Source organism: Stenotrophomonas sp. Steno-C15 (genome assembly GCF_056393265.1).
The window spans coordinates 56821-72884 of sequence record NZ_JBWJPF010000013.1 but is presented as its reverse complement, the minus strand read 5'-3'; the positions used below and the strand labels follow the sequence as shown (position 1 = coordinate 72884).

Annotated in this window: 14 protein-coding genes; 12 read left to right on the top strand and 2 right to left on the bottom strand. The window is 67.6% G+C overall.

Annotation, left to right across the window (positions count from 1 at the left end; genetic code table 11):
• Nucleotides 1–107 precede the first annotated feature (107 nt).
• From AC06FB_RS11695 to AC06FB_RS11680, 4 genes are read left to right on the top strand one after another with little or no spacing between them, the layout of a single operon-like run.
• Complete coding sequence (locus AC06FB_RS11695) at nucleotides 108–899, top strand: lysophospholipid acyltransferase family protein (RefSeq protein ID WP_053519975.1); 792 nt, start codon at nucleotides 108–110, stop codon at nucleotides 897–899.
• Between the two features lie 7 nt (nucleotides 900–906).
• Nucleotides 907–1941 (top strand): YheT family hydrolase, encoded by a 1035-nt coding sequence (locus tag AC06FB_RS11690; protein WP_080375346.1) that lies wholly within the window; start codon nucleotides 907–909, stop codon nucleotides 1939–1941.
• A 56-nt stretch (nucleotides 1942–1997) separates the two neighbouring features.
• Nucleotides 1998–4067 (top strand): tetratricopeptide repeat protein, encoded by a 2070-nt coding sequence (locus AC06FB_RS11685; protein WP_065182076.1) that lies wholly within the window; start codon nucleotides 1998–2000, stop codon nucleotides 4065–4067.
• 10 nt (nucleotides 4068–4077) lie between these two features.
• Complete coding sequence (locus AC06FB_RS11680; RefSeq protein ID WP_065182075.1) at nucleotides 4078–4689, top strand: YbhB/YbcL family Raf kinase inhibitor-like protein; 612 nt, start codon at nucleotides 4078–4080, stop codon at nucleotides 4687–4689.
• Nucleotides 4690–4772: 83 nt separating this feature from the next.
• On the opposite strand, the gene AC06FB_RS11675 is transcribed toward AC06FB_RS11680, so the two are convergent.
• Both AC06FB_RS11675 and AC06FB_RS11670 read right to left on the bottom strand, forming a co-directional pair.
• Entirely contained in the window at nucleotides 4773–5600 is an 828-nt protein-coding gene (locus AC06FB_RS11675) for a DUF4377 domain-containing protein (protein WP_478053714.1), read from the bottom strand.
• 73 nt (nucleotides 5601–5673) lie between these two features.
• The gene (locus tag AC06FB_RS11670) at nucleotides 5674–6468 is read right to left on the bottom strand and encodes an undecaprenyl-diphosphate phosphatase (protein ID WP_053520271.1); all 795 of its coding nucleotides are present in this window, start codon (nucleotides 6466–6468) and stop codon (nucleotides 5674–5676) included.
• Nucleotides 6469–6687: 219 nt separating this feature from the next.
• On the opposite strand from AC06FB_RS11670, the gene glnA reads away from it, so the two are divergent.
• From glnA to AC06FB_RS11630, 8 genes are all read left to right on the top strand, one after another.
• Entirely contained in the window at nucleotides 6688–8097 is a 1410-nt protein-coding gene (gene glnA / locus AC06FB_RS11665; RefSeq protein ID WP_053520266.1) for a type I glutamate--ammonia ligase, read from the top strand.
• Nucleotides 8098–8416: 319 nt separating this feature from the next.
• Nucleotides 8417–8755 (top strand): P-II family nitrogen regulator, encoded by a 339-nt coding sequence (locus AC06FB_RS11660; protein WP_004134334.1) that lies wholly within the window; start codon nucleotides 8417–8419, stop codon nucleotides 8753–8755.
• Between the two features lie 22 nt (nucleotides 8756–8777).
• Nucleotides 8778–10205, top strand: a complete 1428-nt coding sequence (gene amt / locus AC06FB_RS11655) for an ammonium transporter (protein WP_053520267.1) — start codon at nucleotides 8778–8780, stop codon at nucleotides 10203–10205.
• A gap of 137 nt (nucleotides 10206–10342) precedes the next feature.
• The gene (locus tag AC06FB_RS11650) at nucleotides 10343–11089 is read left to right on the top strand and encodes an N-acetylmuramoyl-L-alanine amidase (protein ID WP_277381270.1); all 747 of its coding nucleotides are present in this window, start codon (nucleotides 10343–10345) and stop codon (nucleotides 11087–11089) included.
• Between the two features lie 143 nt (nucleotides 11090–11232).
• Nucleotides 11233–12393 (top strand): murein transglycosylase A, encoded by a 1161-nt coding sequence (mltA, locus tag AC06FB_RS11645; RefSeq protein WP_197572591.1) that lies wholly within the window; start codon nucleotides 11233–11235, stop codon nucleotides 12391–12393.
• A 162-nt stretch (nucleotides 12394–12555) separates the two neighbouring features.
• Entirely contained in the window at nucleotides 12556–13509 is a 954-nt protein-coding gene (locus tag AC06FB_RS11640; RefSeq protein ID WP_065182072.1) for an alpha/beta fold hydrolase, read from the top strand.
• A gap of 144 nt (nucleotides 13510–13653) precedes the next feature.
• Complete coding sequence (locus AC06FB_RS11635; RefSeq protein WP_053520269.1) at nucleotides 13654–13935, top strand: hypothetical protein; 282 nt, start codon at nucleotides 13654–13656, stop codon at nucleotides 13933–13935.
• Between the two features lie 82 nt (nucleotides 13936–14017).
• Nucleotides 14018–16063, top strand: a complete 2046-nt coding sequence (locus tag AC06FB_RS11630; protein ID WP_065182071.1) for a TonB-dependent receptor — start codon at nucleotides 14018–14020, stop codon at nucleotides 16061–16063.
• Nucleotide 16064: the final 1 nt, after the last annotated feature.

Sequence of the window (16064 nt, the reverse complement as noted above, 5' to 3'; positions counted from 1 at the left end):
CCCGCGACAGCGGCGGAACCCAGCGTTCCCCGCCGATTGCCCCGATCAAGCGGATTTATGGCCTGAACCAGCTGGCAGCGATGGCAGCCCTCCGGTATCGTGCGCGGATGACTTCCCCCACTCCGGCCCCCCGCGGCGGCGTGGCGCGTGTGTGCCGTTACCTGTACCGCGTACCGCTGCTGTTGGTCCACATCCTCGTGTTCCTGCCGCTCACCCTGCTGGGCATGCTCGCGCCGTGGGCGAACCTGCGCGTGGGCCAGGACCGTCTCGGTGCCAAAGTGGTGAACGCGTGGCAGGGCGGCCTGATGTGGATCTTCGGTTTCCGCCTGGTGCGCTTCGGCCAGCCGCTGCCCGGCGCGGTGCTGTTCGTCGCCAACCACGTCAGCTGGGTCGACATCAGCATCCTGCACAGCCAGCGCATGATGGGCTTCGTCGCCAAGCGCGAGATCGCCGGCTGGCCGGTGGTCGGCTGGCTGGCCGCGCGCGGCCAGACCATCTTCCACCAGCGTGGCAACACCGAGTCGCTCGGTGGGGTGATGCAGGTGATGGCCGATCGCCTGCGTGAAGGCAAGGCCGTGGGCGTGTTCCCGGAGGGGCGCACCCGCGGGGGCCACGAAGTGGGCCCGTTCCACGCCCGGATCTTCCAGGCGGCAGTCGAGACCGGTGTGCCGGTGCAGCCGGTGGCGCTGGTGTACGGAACGAAGGGCGACGCGCAGACGATCGTGGCCTTCGGCCCGGGCGAGAGTTTCTTCGCCAATTTCCTGCGCCTGCTCGGTGAGCCGGCGCGACGTGCGGAAGTGCACTTCCTGGCACCGATCGGTGCCCAGGACCTGGAAGGCCGTCGGCGCATCGCGGAAACCTCGCGCGCGCGCATCGTGGCGGCCATGAGCGGGGAGTGAGGCCGTGGTGGCCCTGGTCCCGCCACCGCCTGTCGACGCATCCGCGTCGATGCTGACTGCGGCCGATTACCAGCCGCCGCGCTGGCTGCGCAATCCCCACCTGCAGTCGATGCTCAGTTCCAGCCGCATGCGCCTGCAGCGCGGCCTGCTGCTGCTTGCCGCCACCGGCGCAGTCAGCGAGGAAATGATCCTCGATGGTGGCGAGGGCGTGCGCCTGCAGGGCTGGCACAGCCACGTCGAGGGGCGCGAGCCGCGTGGCATCGCACTGCTGCTGCATGGCTGGGAAGGCAGCGCCGAGTCCAGCTACATGCGCATGGCCGCCGCGCGCATGCTCGAGCAGGGCTTCGACGTGGTGCGGCTGAACTTCCGTGACCATGGCAACACCCATCACCTCAACCCCGGCATCTTCCACTCCAACCTGATCGACGAAGTGGTGCATGCCGCGGGCGACGTCGCCCAGCGCTGGCCGCACCTGCCGCTGGTCGCCGCTGGCTACTCGCTGGGTGGCAACTTCGTGCTGCGCCTGGCCCTGCGTGCGCCGGCAGCCGGCGTGCCGCTGCTGCGGGTGGCCTCGGTGTGCCCGGTGCTGGACCCGGCGTTGACCATGGAGAGCATCGAGAACGGCCCGGCGATGTACGACTGGTATTTCCGCCGCAAGTGGACCGTCTCGCTGCGCCGCAAGCGCGACCTGTTCCCCGAGTTGAGTGATTGCGACGATCGCGTGCTGAAGCTGGACATCCGCGCGCTGACCGCATGGCTGGTCGAGCGCCACACCACCTTCGGTTCGCTGCAGGCGTACTTCGACGGCTACTCGATTGCCGGTGATCGCCTGTCCGGGCTGCAGGTGCCGGCCGACATCCTGATGGCACAGGATGATCCGGTGATCCCGTATTCCACATTCCGCGACTGGCAGCTGCCACGCCAGGCGCATCTGGAAACGGCGTGCTGGGGCGGTCACTGCGGCTTCCTGGAAAACTGGCGTGGTGACGGCTTCTCCGAGCGCTGGGTGGCGCAGCGCCTGCGGCGGGTTCTGCAGGCCTGAACCGGGACCGGCGCGCAGGCCGCTACAATGCGGGTTTGCCCTTGAACCGGACCGCCATGCAAGACCAGATCATCCAAGCGTTGCGCCAGAACGAGGCCGGCCAGGCCGTGCAGCTGGCCCAGGCGTGGACCCGTGACGAACCCGGCCTGGCCGCGGCCCACCGCTGGCTGGCGCTTGCGCTGCAGCAGCAGGGCAAGCCCGGCGACGCGATGGACGCCCTGCAGCAGGCGCTGCGGCTGGCCCCCGACGATGCCCAGCTGCATCTGCAGCATGCCGGCCTGCTGTTGGCGCTGCGCGAATACCAGGGCGCCGACGAGGCGCTGCTGCGTACCACCGATCTCAATCCGAACGCCTTTTCCGCCTACCTGATGCAGGCGCACCTGGCGATCGGCCGCAATGACTTCGATGAAGCCCAGCGCCTGTCGACCCTGGCCGCGCGCGTTGAACCGGATCACCCCGATCTGCTGCACATCGACGGCATGATCGCCCTGCGCCGTGACGATCCTGATCGCGCGCTGGTACTGCTGTCGCAGGCCAACCAGGCCCAGCCGAATGATCCGCGCGTGCTGTATGCACTGGGCTTTGCCTATCTGGGCAAGGACATGCTGGCATTCGCCGAGCAGGCCTTCCGCCGCGTGCTGGAGCTCAACCCGTCGCTGTCGTCCCTGCACGGGCTGGTCGTGCAGCTGGCGTTGCGGCAGGGCAATCTCGAGGCCGCCGCCGAGGCCATGCAGGTGGCGCTGCAGCAGCCAGGCATGGACCACGCATCGCTGCGGCGCCTGGCCGGTGAGCTGGCGCTGCGCAGCGGGCAGCCCTTGCAGGCGCTGGAACACCTGCTGCCGCTGCTGGAATCGCAGCCGGCAGACCGGCAGATGCTGCAGCTGCTGCTGATGTCGTGGCAGCGGCTGGGCCGCGAGGAAGAAGCACGCGCACGCCTGGATGCGGCGCTGGAAAACAACCCGCAGCTGCATGACCTGTGGCTGGCACGCCTGTCGGTGGAAGAGGTGGGCAGCGATGCGGCGGTTGCCGTGGTCGAGCGCTGGATCGAAGCGATGCCTGGCCATGTGCCCGCCCTGGAGGCGCGTCTGCGGCTGCACGATATGGCGGGTGAGCACGCACAGGCTGAAGGCATCGCAGAACGCATCGTCAGCCTCGAGCCGGGCCGTGTCAGCGCCGAGTCCCGCCTTGTCGAGGGCCTGCTGCAGCGCGACCCCGCTGCTGCCGTCGCCCGCGTGCAGGCGCTGATCGAACAGGCCGCGGAGGGCCATCGCGCTGACCTGCGCACCTGGCTGGGCGAGATCCAGGATCGCGCCGGGCAACCGGATGCTGCCCTGGCAACCTGGCTGGCGCTGCAGGCCGACCAGGCGCCGCAGCGCCTGCCGCTGCCGCCGCAGGCGAAGGCACCGCCGAGCTGGCCGGACAAGGGCAGTGTCGACGAATCCAACACGTCGGCGCCGATTTTCCTGTGGGGCGCACCGGGTTCGGGTGTGGAGCGCGTGGCGACCGGCCTGGCCGCTGCCAGCCCGGTGCTGCGCAGTGATCGCTACACCAGCAACCCGCCGGATGACGCGTTCCAGAACTACCACACGCTGCAGGACCTGGCGTCCGGCGTGCTGACGCCGGAGCGGCTGGTGCAGCGCTGGCGCGAGCAGCTGCCGGCGCGCGGCGTGCAGGGCGACACGATCATCGACTGGCTGCTGTGGTGGGACAACGCGCTGCTGTGGGCCCTGCGCCCGCAGCTGCCGCAGGGCCGCCTGCTGATCGTGCTGCGTGATCCGCGCGACATGCTGCTGGACTGGGTGGCCTATGGCGCTGCCGCGCCGCTGGCGATGACCTCGCTGGCCGAGGCCGGCGAATGGCTGGCGCGTGCGCTGGCCCAGGTCGCGACCCTGAACGAGGAAGATCTGTACCCGCATGTGCTGCTGCGGATCGATCATATCGGCAATGATGCGCAGGCGATGGCCGAGCTGCTGGGACGCCTGTTCGAGCGCCCCATGCCCGTGGCAGCCCAGCTTGGCGTGCCGCGCTTCCCGCCGGGCCACTGGCGCCACTACCGCGACGTGATGAGCGCCGCTTTCGCCCAGCTGACACCGATCGCGGTGCGCCTGGGCTACCCGGAAGAGTGAGGACCGTCCGATGAAACTGAGCAGCCACAGCCTGACCAACGGCGCACCGATCGACCGCGAATTCGCCGCCGGCGACACCGCCGGTTTCGCGCCGGACCGCAATCCCCACCTGGCCTGGAGCGATGTGCCCGAGGGCACCCGCTCGTTCGTGCTGATCTGCGTGGACCCGGATGTGCCGACCGTGCCGGACACCGTCGGCCGCAGTGATATGACGGTGCCACGCGACCAGCCGCGCTGCGACTTCGTGCACTGGGTGATGGCCGACATCCCTGCCAGCGTGCACGAGATCGCCGCGGGCAGCTGCAGCGATGGCTTCGTGGTCAAGGGCAAGGCCGCACCGGCCGGTCCGGCCGGCAGCCGGCAGGGCCTGAACGACTTCACCGGCTGGTTCGCCGGCAATCCGGACATGGCCGGTGATTACCTGGGCTACGACGGCCCGTACCCGCCGTTCAACGACGAGCGGCTGCACCGCTACTTCTTCCGTGTGTTCGCGCTGGACGTGGCCGCGCTGGCGTTGCCGGAGCGCTTCACCGCCGCGGATGTCCATCGCGCCATGCATGGCCATGTGCTGGCCGAGGCGGCGCTGCACGGCACCTACACGTTGAATCCGGCGCTGGCCTGACCGCGCAGCGTGTTTCTGCAGCGCCGGGCAGTACGCCCGGCGGCAACGAAGAAGGGCGGCCCTGCGGCCGCCCTTCTGCATGCTTACTTCTTCTCGACGGCCGACTCGACCACCATGTCCAGCACATACGCCTGCGACGGCGCATCGGCCGGCGGGTTCTTCACCTCGTAGCGCTTCACCCGCACGACGTTGCGCACGCCGTCTTCGTGGGTGTAGCCCTCGATGTTGCCGTAGAAGTTCTCGAACTTGCCCGGCTCGCCCTGCTTGAGGCCCTTGTGGTCATACTTCACCTTGCGGACCTGCAGGCACTGGTAGTCCGGGATCAGCGGGTGCGAGCACTTCTCGGTCCGGGCGGCCACTTCCAGGAACACGGTTTCGCCGGCGCCGCCATAGCGGGTTTCAGCGGTGGGTTCCGGAGCGAAGACCAGCGTGTCGCCCTGTGCGCTGGTCAGGGTCAGCGTGCCGGCGGCATCCTGCTCCGCCTTCAGTTCGCCCTGCAGGCGGCTGGATACGGCCTCGTCCAGCGCCATCAGCGACTTGTCCGCGCAGGCCATCATCGTCGAGGCCATCGCGCTGACACTCAGCTTTCCGTCGGCCAGGGTGTAACCGCCACTCATGCGGTTGCAGGTATTGCTGACCGACAGGCGGCCATCGACGAAGTCCAGGGTGACCGGCTTGTCCTCACGGGCGAACAGCGCGTCGATGCGCTTGCCGTCGGCGGCCGTGGCCTTCTGCAGCCGCCAGTGCTGGCTCTGCAGGCGCTGCGCGTCCAGGTGCGCCAGCGTCTGCTGGTCTGCCGCCTTGGTCGCCGCCGGGGCCACGTCGTCGCCGCCGGTTCCGGCCGGGGCCGGGGTCTGGCTGCAGGCGGCCAGCAGGGCCAGCGGGAGGAGCAGGGTGAGCTTGCGGTTCATGGTGATTCTCCTTGGGGAACCGAGGGGGAAACGGGGCGGGGCCGGCAACGGGGTTGCCGTTCCCCGCCGCTGTTCAGGTGCCGGACGGCAACCACAGCAGCAGTGCGGCACCCAGCGCGATGCGGTACAGGGCGAACGCGGTGAAGCGGTGCGATTTGATGTAGCCCAGCAGCCACTTCACTACGATGAAGCCGGTGATGACGGCGGCAACGAACGCCACGCCGACATCGGCCCAGTTCTCGCTGGCCAGTTGTCCCTTCTTGGCCAGCTCGAGGAACGCATAGGCGCTGGCGGCGAACATGGTGGGAATGCCGACCAGGAACACGAACTCGGCGGCGGCTGCGCGACGGCTCAGGCCCAGCAGCATGGCCAGGAAGATGGCCGACGCCGAGCGCGAGGTGCCGGGGAACACGCCGGCCACCACCTGTGCCAGACCGACACCGATCGCCACCGTCCAGGTGACCTGGTCGCGGTCGGGCAGGCGCGCGGTATACAGCTCCACCAGCAGCATCCAGATGCCGCCGATGATCAGCGCCCAGGCGATCGGGCTGACCGTTTCCGGAAGTTCCCAGCCGAGCAGGCGCACCGGCAGCCCGACCACGGCGGTGACCAGGAATGCCGCGCCCAGCTTGAACACGTAGTCGCGGTTCTCGCGCTGCCCCAGGCCGGTGGCCAGACTCCACAGGCGCTGGCGGAACACCAGCACCACGGCCAGGATCGCGCCGGCCTGGATGATGATGTTGAAGAAATCCGAACGTGCGCCCAGCCAATGCTGGGCGATCAGCAGGTGGCCGGTACTGGAGATCGGCAGGAATTCGGTCAAGCCTTCGAGGATGCCCAGCAGCAGGGCGGAGAGCAGGTCGGACATGGACAGTGCGGGCGCGTGCGGCGGAAGAAGGTCGAGAGGATAGACCATCCATGCCGCACCAAAGGGGTGCATCCGCGTGCCTGCGCACCCCTTTGGTGCAGGCTGTGCCGCACTGACGCAGTGCACATTGTGTGAAATCAAGGACTTGCAGGGCGCAAAAAGTTGGCACGGTCATTGCTGTACCTCAGCAGGCATTCATTCCCATCCGAGGTCGTACCGATGTCCGTGGAAAACGTTGAGAAGCTGATCAAGGACAACCAGATCGAGTTCGTCGATCTGCGCTTTGTCGACATGCGCGGTGTCGAACAGCATGTCACCTTCCCGGTCAGCATCGTCGAAGCGTCGCTGTTCGAAGAAGGCAAGATGTTCGATGGCAGCTCGATCGCCGGCTGGAAGGGCATCAACGAATCGGACATGGTCCTGCTGCCGGATCCGTCCAGCGCCTATGTCGATCCGTTCTACGCCGATCCCACTCTGGTGATCAGCTGCGACATCCTCGATCCGGCCACCATGCAGGCCTACGGCCGCTGCCCGCGCGGCATCGCCAAGCGTGCCGAGGCCTACCTGAAGTCCTCGGGCATCGCCGAATCGGCGTTCTTCGGCCCGGAGCCGGAATTCTTCATCTTCGACTCGGTCCGTTTCGCCAATGAAATGGGCAACACCTTCTTCAAGGTCGACTCGGAAGAAGCCGCCTGGAACAGCGGCGCGAAGTACGACGGCGCCAACAGCGGCTACCGCCCGGGCGTGAAGGGCGGCTACTTCCCGGTGCCGCCGACCGACACCCTGCACGACCTGCGTGCGGAAATGTGCAAGACGCTGGAACAGGTCGGCATCGAAGTGGAAGTGCAGCACCACGAGGTGGCCACCGCCGGCCAGTGCGAGATCGGCACCAAGTTCAGCACCCTGGTGCAGAAGGCCGATGAGCTGCTGCGCATGAAGTACGTCATCAAGAACGTCGCGCACCGCAACGGCAAGACCGTCACCTTCATGCCCAAGCCGATCGTCGGCGACAACGGCAGCGGCATGCACGTGCACCAGTCGCTGTCCAAGGGCGGCGCCAACCTGTTCTCCGGCGACGGTTACGGCGGCCTGAGCCAGCTGGCGCTGTGGTACATCGGCGGCATCTTCAAGCACGCCCGCGCCATCAATGCCTTCGCCAACTCGGGCACCAACAGCTACAAGCGCCTGGTGCCGGGCTTCGAAGCACCGGTGATGCTGGCCTATTCGGCGCGCAACCGTTCGGCGTCGTGCCGCATTCCGTGGGTCTCCAACCCGAAGGCACGCCGCATCGAAATGCGCTTCCCCGATCCGATCCAGTCCGGCTACCTGACCTTCACCGCGCTGATGATGGCCGGCCTGGACGGCATCAAGAACCAGATCGACCCGGGCGCACCGAGCGACAAGGACCTGTACGACCTGCCGCCGGAAGAAGAGAAGCTGATTCCGCAGGTCTGCTCCTCGCTGGACCAGGCGCTGGAAGCGCTGGACAAGGACCGTGAGTTCCTGAAGGCCGGCGGCGTGATGAGCGATGACTTCATCGACGGCTACATCGCGCTGAAGATGCAGGAAGTGACCAAGTTCCGCGCGGCGACCCACCCGCTGGAATACCAGCTGTACTACGCCAGTTGACCGGGCGGCGATGGCGGCGGGCTTCCCCCTCCCACCCGCCGCCATCGCCTCCGATCTTTGCGGCTGGGGAGCCGCAGGGTGGGCTCCGGCCCACCGTGGTAGAGCGGACCGTGGGTCCGTTGATCCAGGGGCAAGAGAGACCGGATACGCGACATGGGCCGCCCTCCCTCCCGCGTCGGTCGTGCAAGGAGAGAGGCACGACCGTCCCGGCCCCGTTCGTGTCCGGTGCAACAGCCACGGCCATCGATGTGATGGCCCGTGGTTGCCTGATGCCATCGCGCGTTGGCGCGCTGGCCCCATCCACCATCGGGACATGCGCATGAAACTGATCTCCGCCATCATCCGACCGTTCAAGCTCGACGAGGTCCGCGAGGCCCTCTCCGATGCTGGCGTGTCGGGCATCACCGTGACCGAAGTGAAAGGCTTCGGCCGCCAGAAGGGCCATACCGAGCTGTACCGCGGCGCAGAGTACGTCGTCGATTTCCTGCCCAAGATCAAGATCGAAACCGTGGTCACCGACGAGCGCGCCGATGCGGTGATCGAGGCGATCCAATCGTCGGCAGGTACCGGCAAGATCGGTGACGGCAAGATCTTCGTCACCGCCGTCGAACAGGTCATCCGCATCCGCACCGGCGAAATCGGTGCAGACGCGCTGTAACCCCCTTCCGGAGACTCCCCCAATGAAGATGCGCCTTCTTACCGGGTGGCAAGCCCGGTTCCATCTCGTGTGCCTGCTGATGCTGCTCAGCGCGCTGGCCGCGGGCGTCTGGCCGGGCAACGCCCACGCCCAGGCCCAGGTGACACCGTTGAGCAGTGAACCGGTAGCGGTCGAGCCGCTGCAGGCACCGGCCGCCGCCGCTCCCGCGGCTGCCGAGGCTGCGGCCCCGGCCTTCGATCACGGCGACGTCGCCTGGATGCTGACCTCCACCCTGCTGGTGCTGTTGATGGTGGTGCCGGGCCTGGCCCTGTTCTACGGCGGCCTGGTGCGTTCGAAGAACGTGCTGTCCGTGCTGAGCCAGATCCTGGTGGTGTTCTCGCTGGTGCTGCTGCTGTGGGTGTCCTACGGCTACAGCGCGGTGTTCAGCGCCGGCAATCCGTTCTTCGGTTCATTCACCGAGTTCGCGTTCCTGAAGGGCTTCACGCCCGACTCGGTGGGCAACACGCCGATCGCGGGCCTGCCGGATTATCTGTTCGTCGCCTTCCAGTCGACTTTCGCCGGCATCACCACCGCGCTGATCGTCGGTGCCTTCGCCGAGCGCATCAAGTTCCGTGCGGTGCTGCTGTTCTCGGCATTGTGGTTCACCTTCAGCTACATCCCGATGGCGCATATCGTCTGGGGCGGTGGCTACCTGGGTGAGCTGGGCGCGATCGACTTCGCTGGCGGTACCGTGGTGCACATCAACGCCGGCGTTGCCGGCCTGGTCGCCGCGTGGTTCGTCGGCAAGCGCCTCGGCTACGGCCAGACCGCGCTGAAGCCGCACAACGTACCGTTCACCTACATCGGCGCGATGCTGCTGTGGGTGGGCTGGTTCGGCTTCAACGCCGGCTCCGCCGCCGCGGCCGATACCGTGGCATCGCTGGCCTTCCTCAACACCGTGCTGGCCACCGCCGCCGCAGTGCTGGGCTGGACGCTGGTGGAAGCCATCGGCAAGGGCAAGCCGTCGGCGCTGGGTGCGGCCTCCGGCGCGGTGGCCGGCCTGGTCGGCATCACGCCCGCGTGCGGCACGGTCGGGCCGCTGGGTGCCATCGTCATTGGTTTCGTCGCCGGCACCGTCTGCGTGTGGGGCGTCACCGGTCTCAAGCGGCTGCTGAAGGTGGATGACACGGCCGACGTGTTCGGCGTGCACGGCGTCGGCGGCATCGTCGGCGCGATCCTCACCGGTGTGTTCAGTGCGCAGTCGCTGGGCGGCACCAAGGCCGATCTGGATATCGGCCACCAGGTGTGGGTGCAGGTGGTCAGCGTCGGCCTGACGGTGGTCTGGTCCGCCGTGGTGACCGCGGTCATCCTGCTGCTGGTGAAGGTGGTGGTCGGCCTGCGCGTGACCGAAGAGGCCGAACGTACCGGCCTGGACGTCACCTCGCACGGCGAATCCGCGTACGAGGCCTGATGCAGGGGCGGGCGGTCCGGAAGGGCCGCCCGCACGCTGTGCAGCCGGGCCATGCCCGGCTGCGTCCGTCAGGGCACCGGCCACGCGCCGCGTGCCCCTCCATGCACGATCCATCCCGATCGCGCACAATCAGGGGCATGCCCCCGATCCGCACGTCCCTGCTGCTCTCGGCCTGCCTGCTGCTGGCCGCCTGTGCGTCCGCTCCGCCGGAGCCGCGCAATCCGCTCGCGACCTGGGTGCCCTCGCCGAACCACAACGCGCGGGGTCCGGTCATCATCGTCATCCACCACACCGAACAGGATTCGGTGCAGCAGAGCCTGCGCACGCTGCGCACCGCCAACAGTGGCGGCCGGGTCAGCGCGCATTACCTGATCGGCGCCGATGGCCATCGCTACCAGCTGGTGAGCGATCAACGTCGTGCCTGGCATGCCGGCACGGGCCGATGGGGCACCATCACCGATCTCAACTCGGCGTCCATCGGCATCGAGCTGGACAACAACGGCCGCACACCCTTCAGCGCGGCGCAGATCGAATCGTTGATCGTGCTGCTGCGCGACCTCACCGCGCGCCTGGACATTCCCCCGCGGCAGGTCATCGGCCACGCCGACCTGGCGCCGACGCGCAAGCAGGATCCCAGCCGTTTCTTCCCGTGGCAGCAGCTGGCAGAGGCCGGCTTCGGCGTGTGGCCGCGTGCCAGCGATGGCCCCGCACCGGAAGGCTTCGATGCCTGGAATGCGCTGGCCCGCTTCGGTTACCCGCTGGAGGATAGGGACGCGGCGGTGGCCGCGTTCCACCGTCGATTCCGTGGCAGCGATGATCTGCCGAAGACGCTGGATGCGGAAGACGCGCGCATCCTGTACTCGCTGCTGCTGCAGACGCCGTGACCGCCAGCGCCGGGTCGGAATGCCGGTAGCGCCGGGCCGTGCCCGGCGAGCGCACAGCGCGGGATCCGCTTCCGCCGGCCATGGGCCCGCGCTTCACCTGCATGAGGTTGCCGGGCCAGCACCCGCCCCACTACATTGCGACCATGATCACTGTTAAGTCGTTGCCGCGCGCGCTGCTCCTCCTGCTCGGTGCAGCCCTGCTCGCCGCGTGTTCCACCACCGGCACCCGCCCAGGCACGCCTGCCGCTGCCACGCCCGCTGCGGCCACCTACGCCAGGGTTGAATGGAGTGCGCTGCCACCGGTCTCGGACAGCGACCTGCAGGCCGGCTTCGTCGCCTGGCGCAGCAGCTGCACCCGCCTGAAGAACGATGCGGTCTGGGCCAGACCCTGCGCCACAGCCGCTGCGGTTTCAGACAAGGACCCGGCCGCCATCCGCCAGTTCCTGCAGCGTGATCTGGACGTGTATGCGCTGCGTGCGGGTGGCCAGCAGGCCGAAGGCCTGATCACCGGCTACTACGAGCCGATCTACCCCGGCAGCCTCAGCCGCACGGACACGGCAACAGTGCCGGTCTATGGCACCCCCGATGATCTGATCGTGGTGCAGCTGGACAGCGTCTACCCCGAACTGAAGGGCAAGCGCCTGCGCGGCCGCCTGGACGGCAAGGTACTCAAGCCCTATGACGACGCAGGCACCATCGCCGGCAAGGGTGCCAAGGCGCCGGTACTGGCCTGGCTGACCGATCCGATGGACCTGCAGCTGCTGCAGATCCAGGGCTCGGGCCGGGTGCGCCTGGCCGATGGCACGCAGGTGCGGCTGGCCTACGCCGAGCAGAACGGCCATCCCTATCGCGCCATCGGCCGCTGGCTGGTGGAGCAGGGCGAGCTGCGCAAGGAAGACGTCACCATGGACGCCATCCGCACGTGGGCGAAGGCCAATCCCGCGCGTGTTCCGGAGCTGCTGCGCAGCAATCCCAGCTACGTGTTCTTCGTGCGCAGCGCGGACAGCCCGGAAGGCCCGCGCGGTTCGTTGAACGTACCGCTGACTGCCGGCTACAGCGTTGCCGTGGATCGCACCGTGGTACCGCTGGGCAGCCTGCTGTGGCTGTCGACCACCCGTCCGGACGGCACGCCGCTGGTACGCCCGGTGGCCGCGCAGGATACGGGTGGCGCCATTGCCGGCGAAGTCCGCGCCGATCTGTACTGGGGCACCGGTGATGCCGCCGGGAAGCTGGCCGGCGACATGAAGCAGCAGGGCAGCCTGTGGATGCTGTGGCCGAAGGGCGTGGCGCTGCCGGCCCGCTGACCGTAGACCGGGCCGCGGCGATGCCCGCGCGTGGATGCGGTTGTGGGCGTCGGGATTGGCGGACGAATGGTTAAACTTTAAGGACTTTATGTAGCAAAAAGTCCCGGAAAGGGGCGCAAAGTGGACCTGTCGAAACCCACTCACTTCGCAGGAGATTCCACCATGAACACCGTCACCCGCACCCTGGCCGCCACTGCCCTGGCTCTGTCCCTGCAGGCCGGCCTGTCCGCCCAGGCTGCGCAAGCGGCGCCCTCCACCGCCGTCACCGCCGTCGCCCGTACCGCCAGCACCCTCACCACCGCCGATGGCGTGCAGCTCTACTACAAGGACTGGGGTCCGAAGGATGGCCCGGTGGTCACCTTCAGCCACGGCTGGCCGCTGGACTCGGACAGCTGGGAATCGCAGATGATCTTCCTGGCCGACCATGGCTACCGCGTGATCGCGCATGACCGCCGCGGTCATGGACGCTCCAGCCAGCCGTGGGAAGGCAACGACATGGACCACTATGCCGATGACCTGGCCACGGTGATCAACACGCTGGATCTGCATGACGTGACGCTGGTGGGCTTCTCCACCGGGGGGGGCGAAGTGGCGCGCTACATCGGCCGCCATGGTACCGGCCGGGTGAAGAAGGCCGTGCTGATCAGCTCGGTGCCGCCGCTCATGCTCAAGACCGCCGACAACCCCGGCGGCGTACCGATCGAAGTGTTCGATGGCCTGCGCAAGGCGCAGCTGGAAAACCGCTCGCAGTTGTACCGCGACATTCCCTCCGGCCCGTTCTATGGTTTCAACCGCCCCGGCGCGAAGGTTTCGCAGGCCATGATCGACGCCTGGTGGGCGCAGGGCATGCTGGGCGGGCACAAGAACACCTACGATTCGATCGCCGCATTCTCGGCAACCGATTTCCGCCAGGACCTGAAGAAGTTCGACGTGCCGACGCTGGTGATCCACGGTGATGACGATCAGATCGTGCCGATCGACGTTGCCGGCCGCATGTCGGCCAAGCTGATCAAGGGCGCCCGCCTGATCGTCTACCCGGGTGCGCCGCATGGCCTGACCGAAACCCACAAGGACAAGGTCAACCAGGACCTGCTGGCCTTCCTGCAGCAGAAGTGAGTGCAGGGCCCCGGCGGTGAGCCGGGGCCTTCTGCCGTGATCGACGGGCGAATGGCAGGTCATCGCAGGGCCCCTGCGGTGCCCGCTGGGCGATAATGCCGCCCTCTGAACTCTCCGGCTGCCTCCACAGCCAGGACTCCGGCAATGAAGAACGCAAAGAAGTACTACAAGCACTGGGCCGAATCGGGCCTCGGCAAGGGCAACGTGCTGATGGAAGCACGGGGCGACAGGATCGTCCGCCAGGTGGAGATCTACGGCTCCAAGCTGGTATGGGCCGATGAAAACGGCCAGAGCGATGACCGTTTCATGCTGGCCGACCAGCCCGTCTCGTTCCTGGATTTCGATTCCGACGACGAGATCAGCGCGCGCGAATTTGAAATCGCGTGGAAGAAGGCCAGGGAAGCGACCGGGTATCCGTCTGCCTGACGCCCGGCAAACCGGCGTCCCCGATGGCTGCCAGAACTGAAATGTTATAAAGTTTCATTTTTGGCACTCCATCTCCTCCCCCATGAAGACCCCCACGCTGCTGGCCGCCCTGGCGGCGGCTCCCCTTGCCCCTGACGCATTGGCGCAGTCAGCCGACGCGGCGCTCACCCTGGGCAAGGTCGATGTCCACCAGCACCGGGAAGGCGCCCTCAGCGCGCACCAGGTACTCACCTCCGTTGACGTTCTGGGCGCAGACCAGATTGAAGACCGCACCGTGTCCCACAGCTGGGAACTGCTGGGGCAGATGCCCGGCATCCAGCTGACCGAAACACGCCAGGGTGCCGAGTCGGGCAAGGTCAGCTTCCGCGCTTTCAATGGCGAGGGTTACCTCAATGCCATCAAGACCCTGATCGATGGCATCCCGAGCAACGTCAACAGCGGCAACCAGCGCTTCATCGACATGCTGTTCCCGCTGGAAATCAGCTACATCGAGGTGGTGCGCGGGACCAACGATCCGCGTTATGGGCTGCACAACATCGGCGGCAACGTGAACTTCGGCACCCGCCAGGGCGGCAGTTACACCGATGCGCGGCTGGCCTATGGCAGCTACAACACGCGCGATGCGCAGCTGGCGGTGGGCCGCGAATCCAACGGCTTCGCGCAGAACTACTTCATCGGCACCCAGGCCAGCGACGGTTATCGCGAGCACGACACCTCCAGGAAGTACTCGCTGGGTGGCAAGTGGTTCTACGGTTCACTGGACGATGGCCTGCGCGTGGGCCTGACCGCGCGCGCCTATCACCACGAGGCGGACGAGCCCGGCTTCATGACGGCCGAGGAACTGCGCACGCACCGCCGTGGCAGCGACCTGCGCAACGCCCATGACGGCGACGACCGCGACATGCGCCAGTTCGCTGCGCATCTGGACCTGAAGCTGTCCGACGCGCTCGTTCTCGGCACCCGGCTGTACTACAACCGTTACCAGGACGATCGGCGCGTGACCTTCAGCGACCTGCCCACCGGCAACCTGCCGCGCCAGCGGCGGCTGTGGGACGAGCGCCAGGCCGGCCTGCTCACCACGCTTACCTGGCAGCCCGCAGCCACGCTGACGGTGGAGGGCGGGTTGAACTACGAGCAGCAGGACAACGGTTACATCCGCGAGCGGTATGCCTACGCCGAACCCACCGATTTCACCCGCCCGCCGGCCCGCGTGCAGAACGACGACCGCCACAGCTTCGACAACGTGGGCGCTTATCTGCAGGCCATCTATCAGCCAGCCGCCGCCTGGAAGATCGTGCCGGCCTATCGCGTGGACCGCTTCAATGGTCGTACGCGGTTGATGGATGGCACCCGCGGGCGGCTGCAGGACTACGGCACCATCGGCCAGCCCAAGCTGAGCGTCATCCACAGCCTGGGCGACACCACCCACGTCTACGCGAACTGGGGCCGCACGTTCCAGGTGCTGACCGGCGCCACCGCGCCGGCCTATCTCACGCCCGGGCAGACGCCGATGCGTCCTTCCACCAACACCGGCATGGAGCTGGGCCTGAAGTTCCAGCCCTTTGACGGCGCCCAGGCCCGCCTGGCGATATGGCAGCAGGATGCGGAGAACGAGGTGTCCAACATGCCGGCCACCGGCACCACCGTCACCCTGGGCAAGACCCGGCGCCGTGGCGTGGACGCGCAGTTGAGCCTGCAGGTGGGCGACGACTGGACGGTGTGGGCCTCGCATGCGTACCAGGAAGCGAAGATCACCCGCGACAACCGCGCCCCCGGCGTGTCCCTGCAGGGCCGCGAAGTGGCCGCCACCCCGCGCCACATCAGCAACCTGGGCGTGGACTACCAGGCCAGCCAGGCACTGCGGCTGGGCCTGCAGGCGCGCGCGCAGGGCGACTACTACCTGGAAGAGCGCAACGTGGCCGGCAGGTTCGGCGGCTTCGCCGTGCTCGACCTTACTGCCGCGTACCGGATCAATCCGCGCTGGAGCGTGGACCTGCAGCTGAAGAACGTCACCGGACGTGAGTACGCCTACGCGTGGTACGACAGCTTCTTCTGGGACAGTGCCCGGCCGATGTTCTCGCCCGCCCCCGGCCGCACCGTCTTCGTCGGCCTCAGCATGAAGCTGTAGC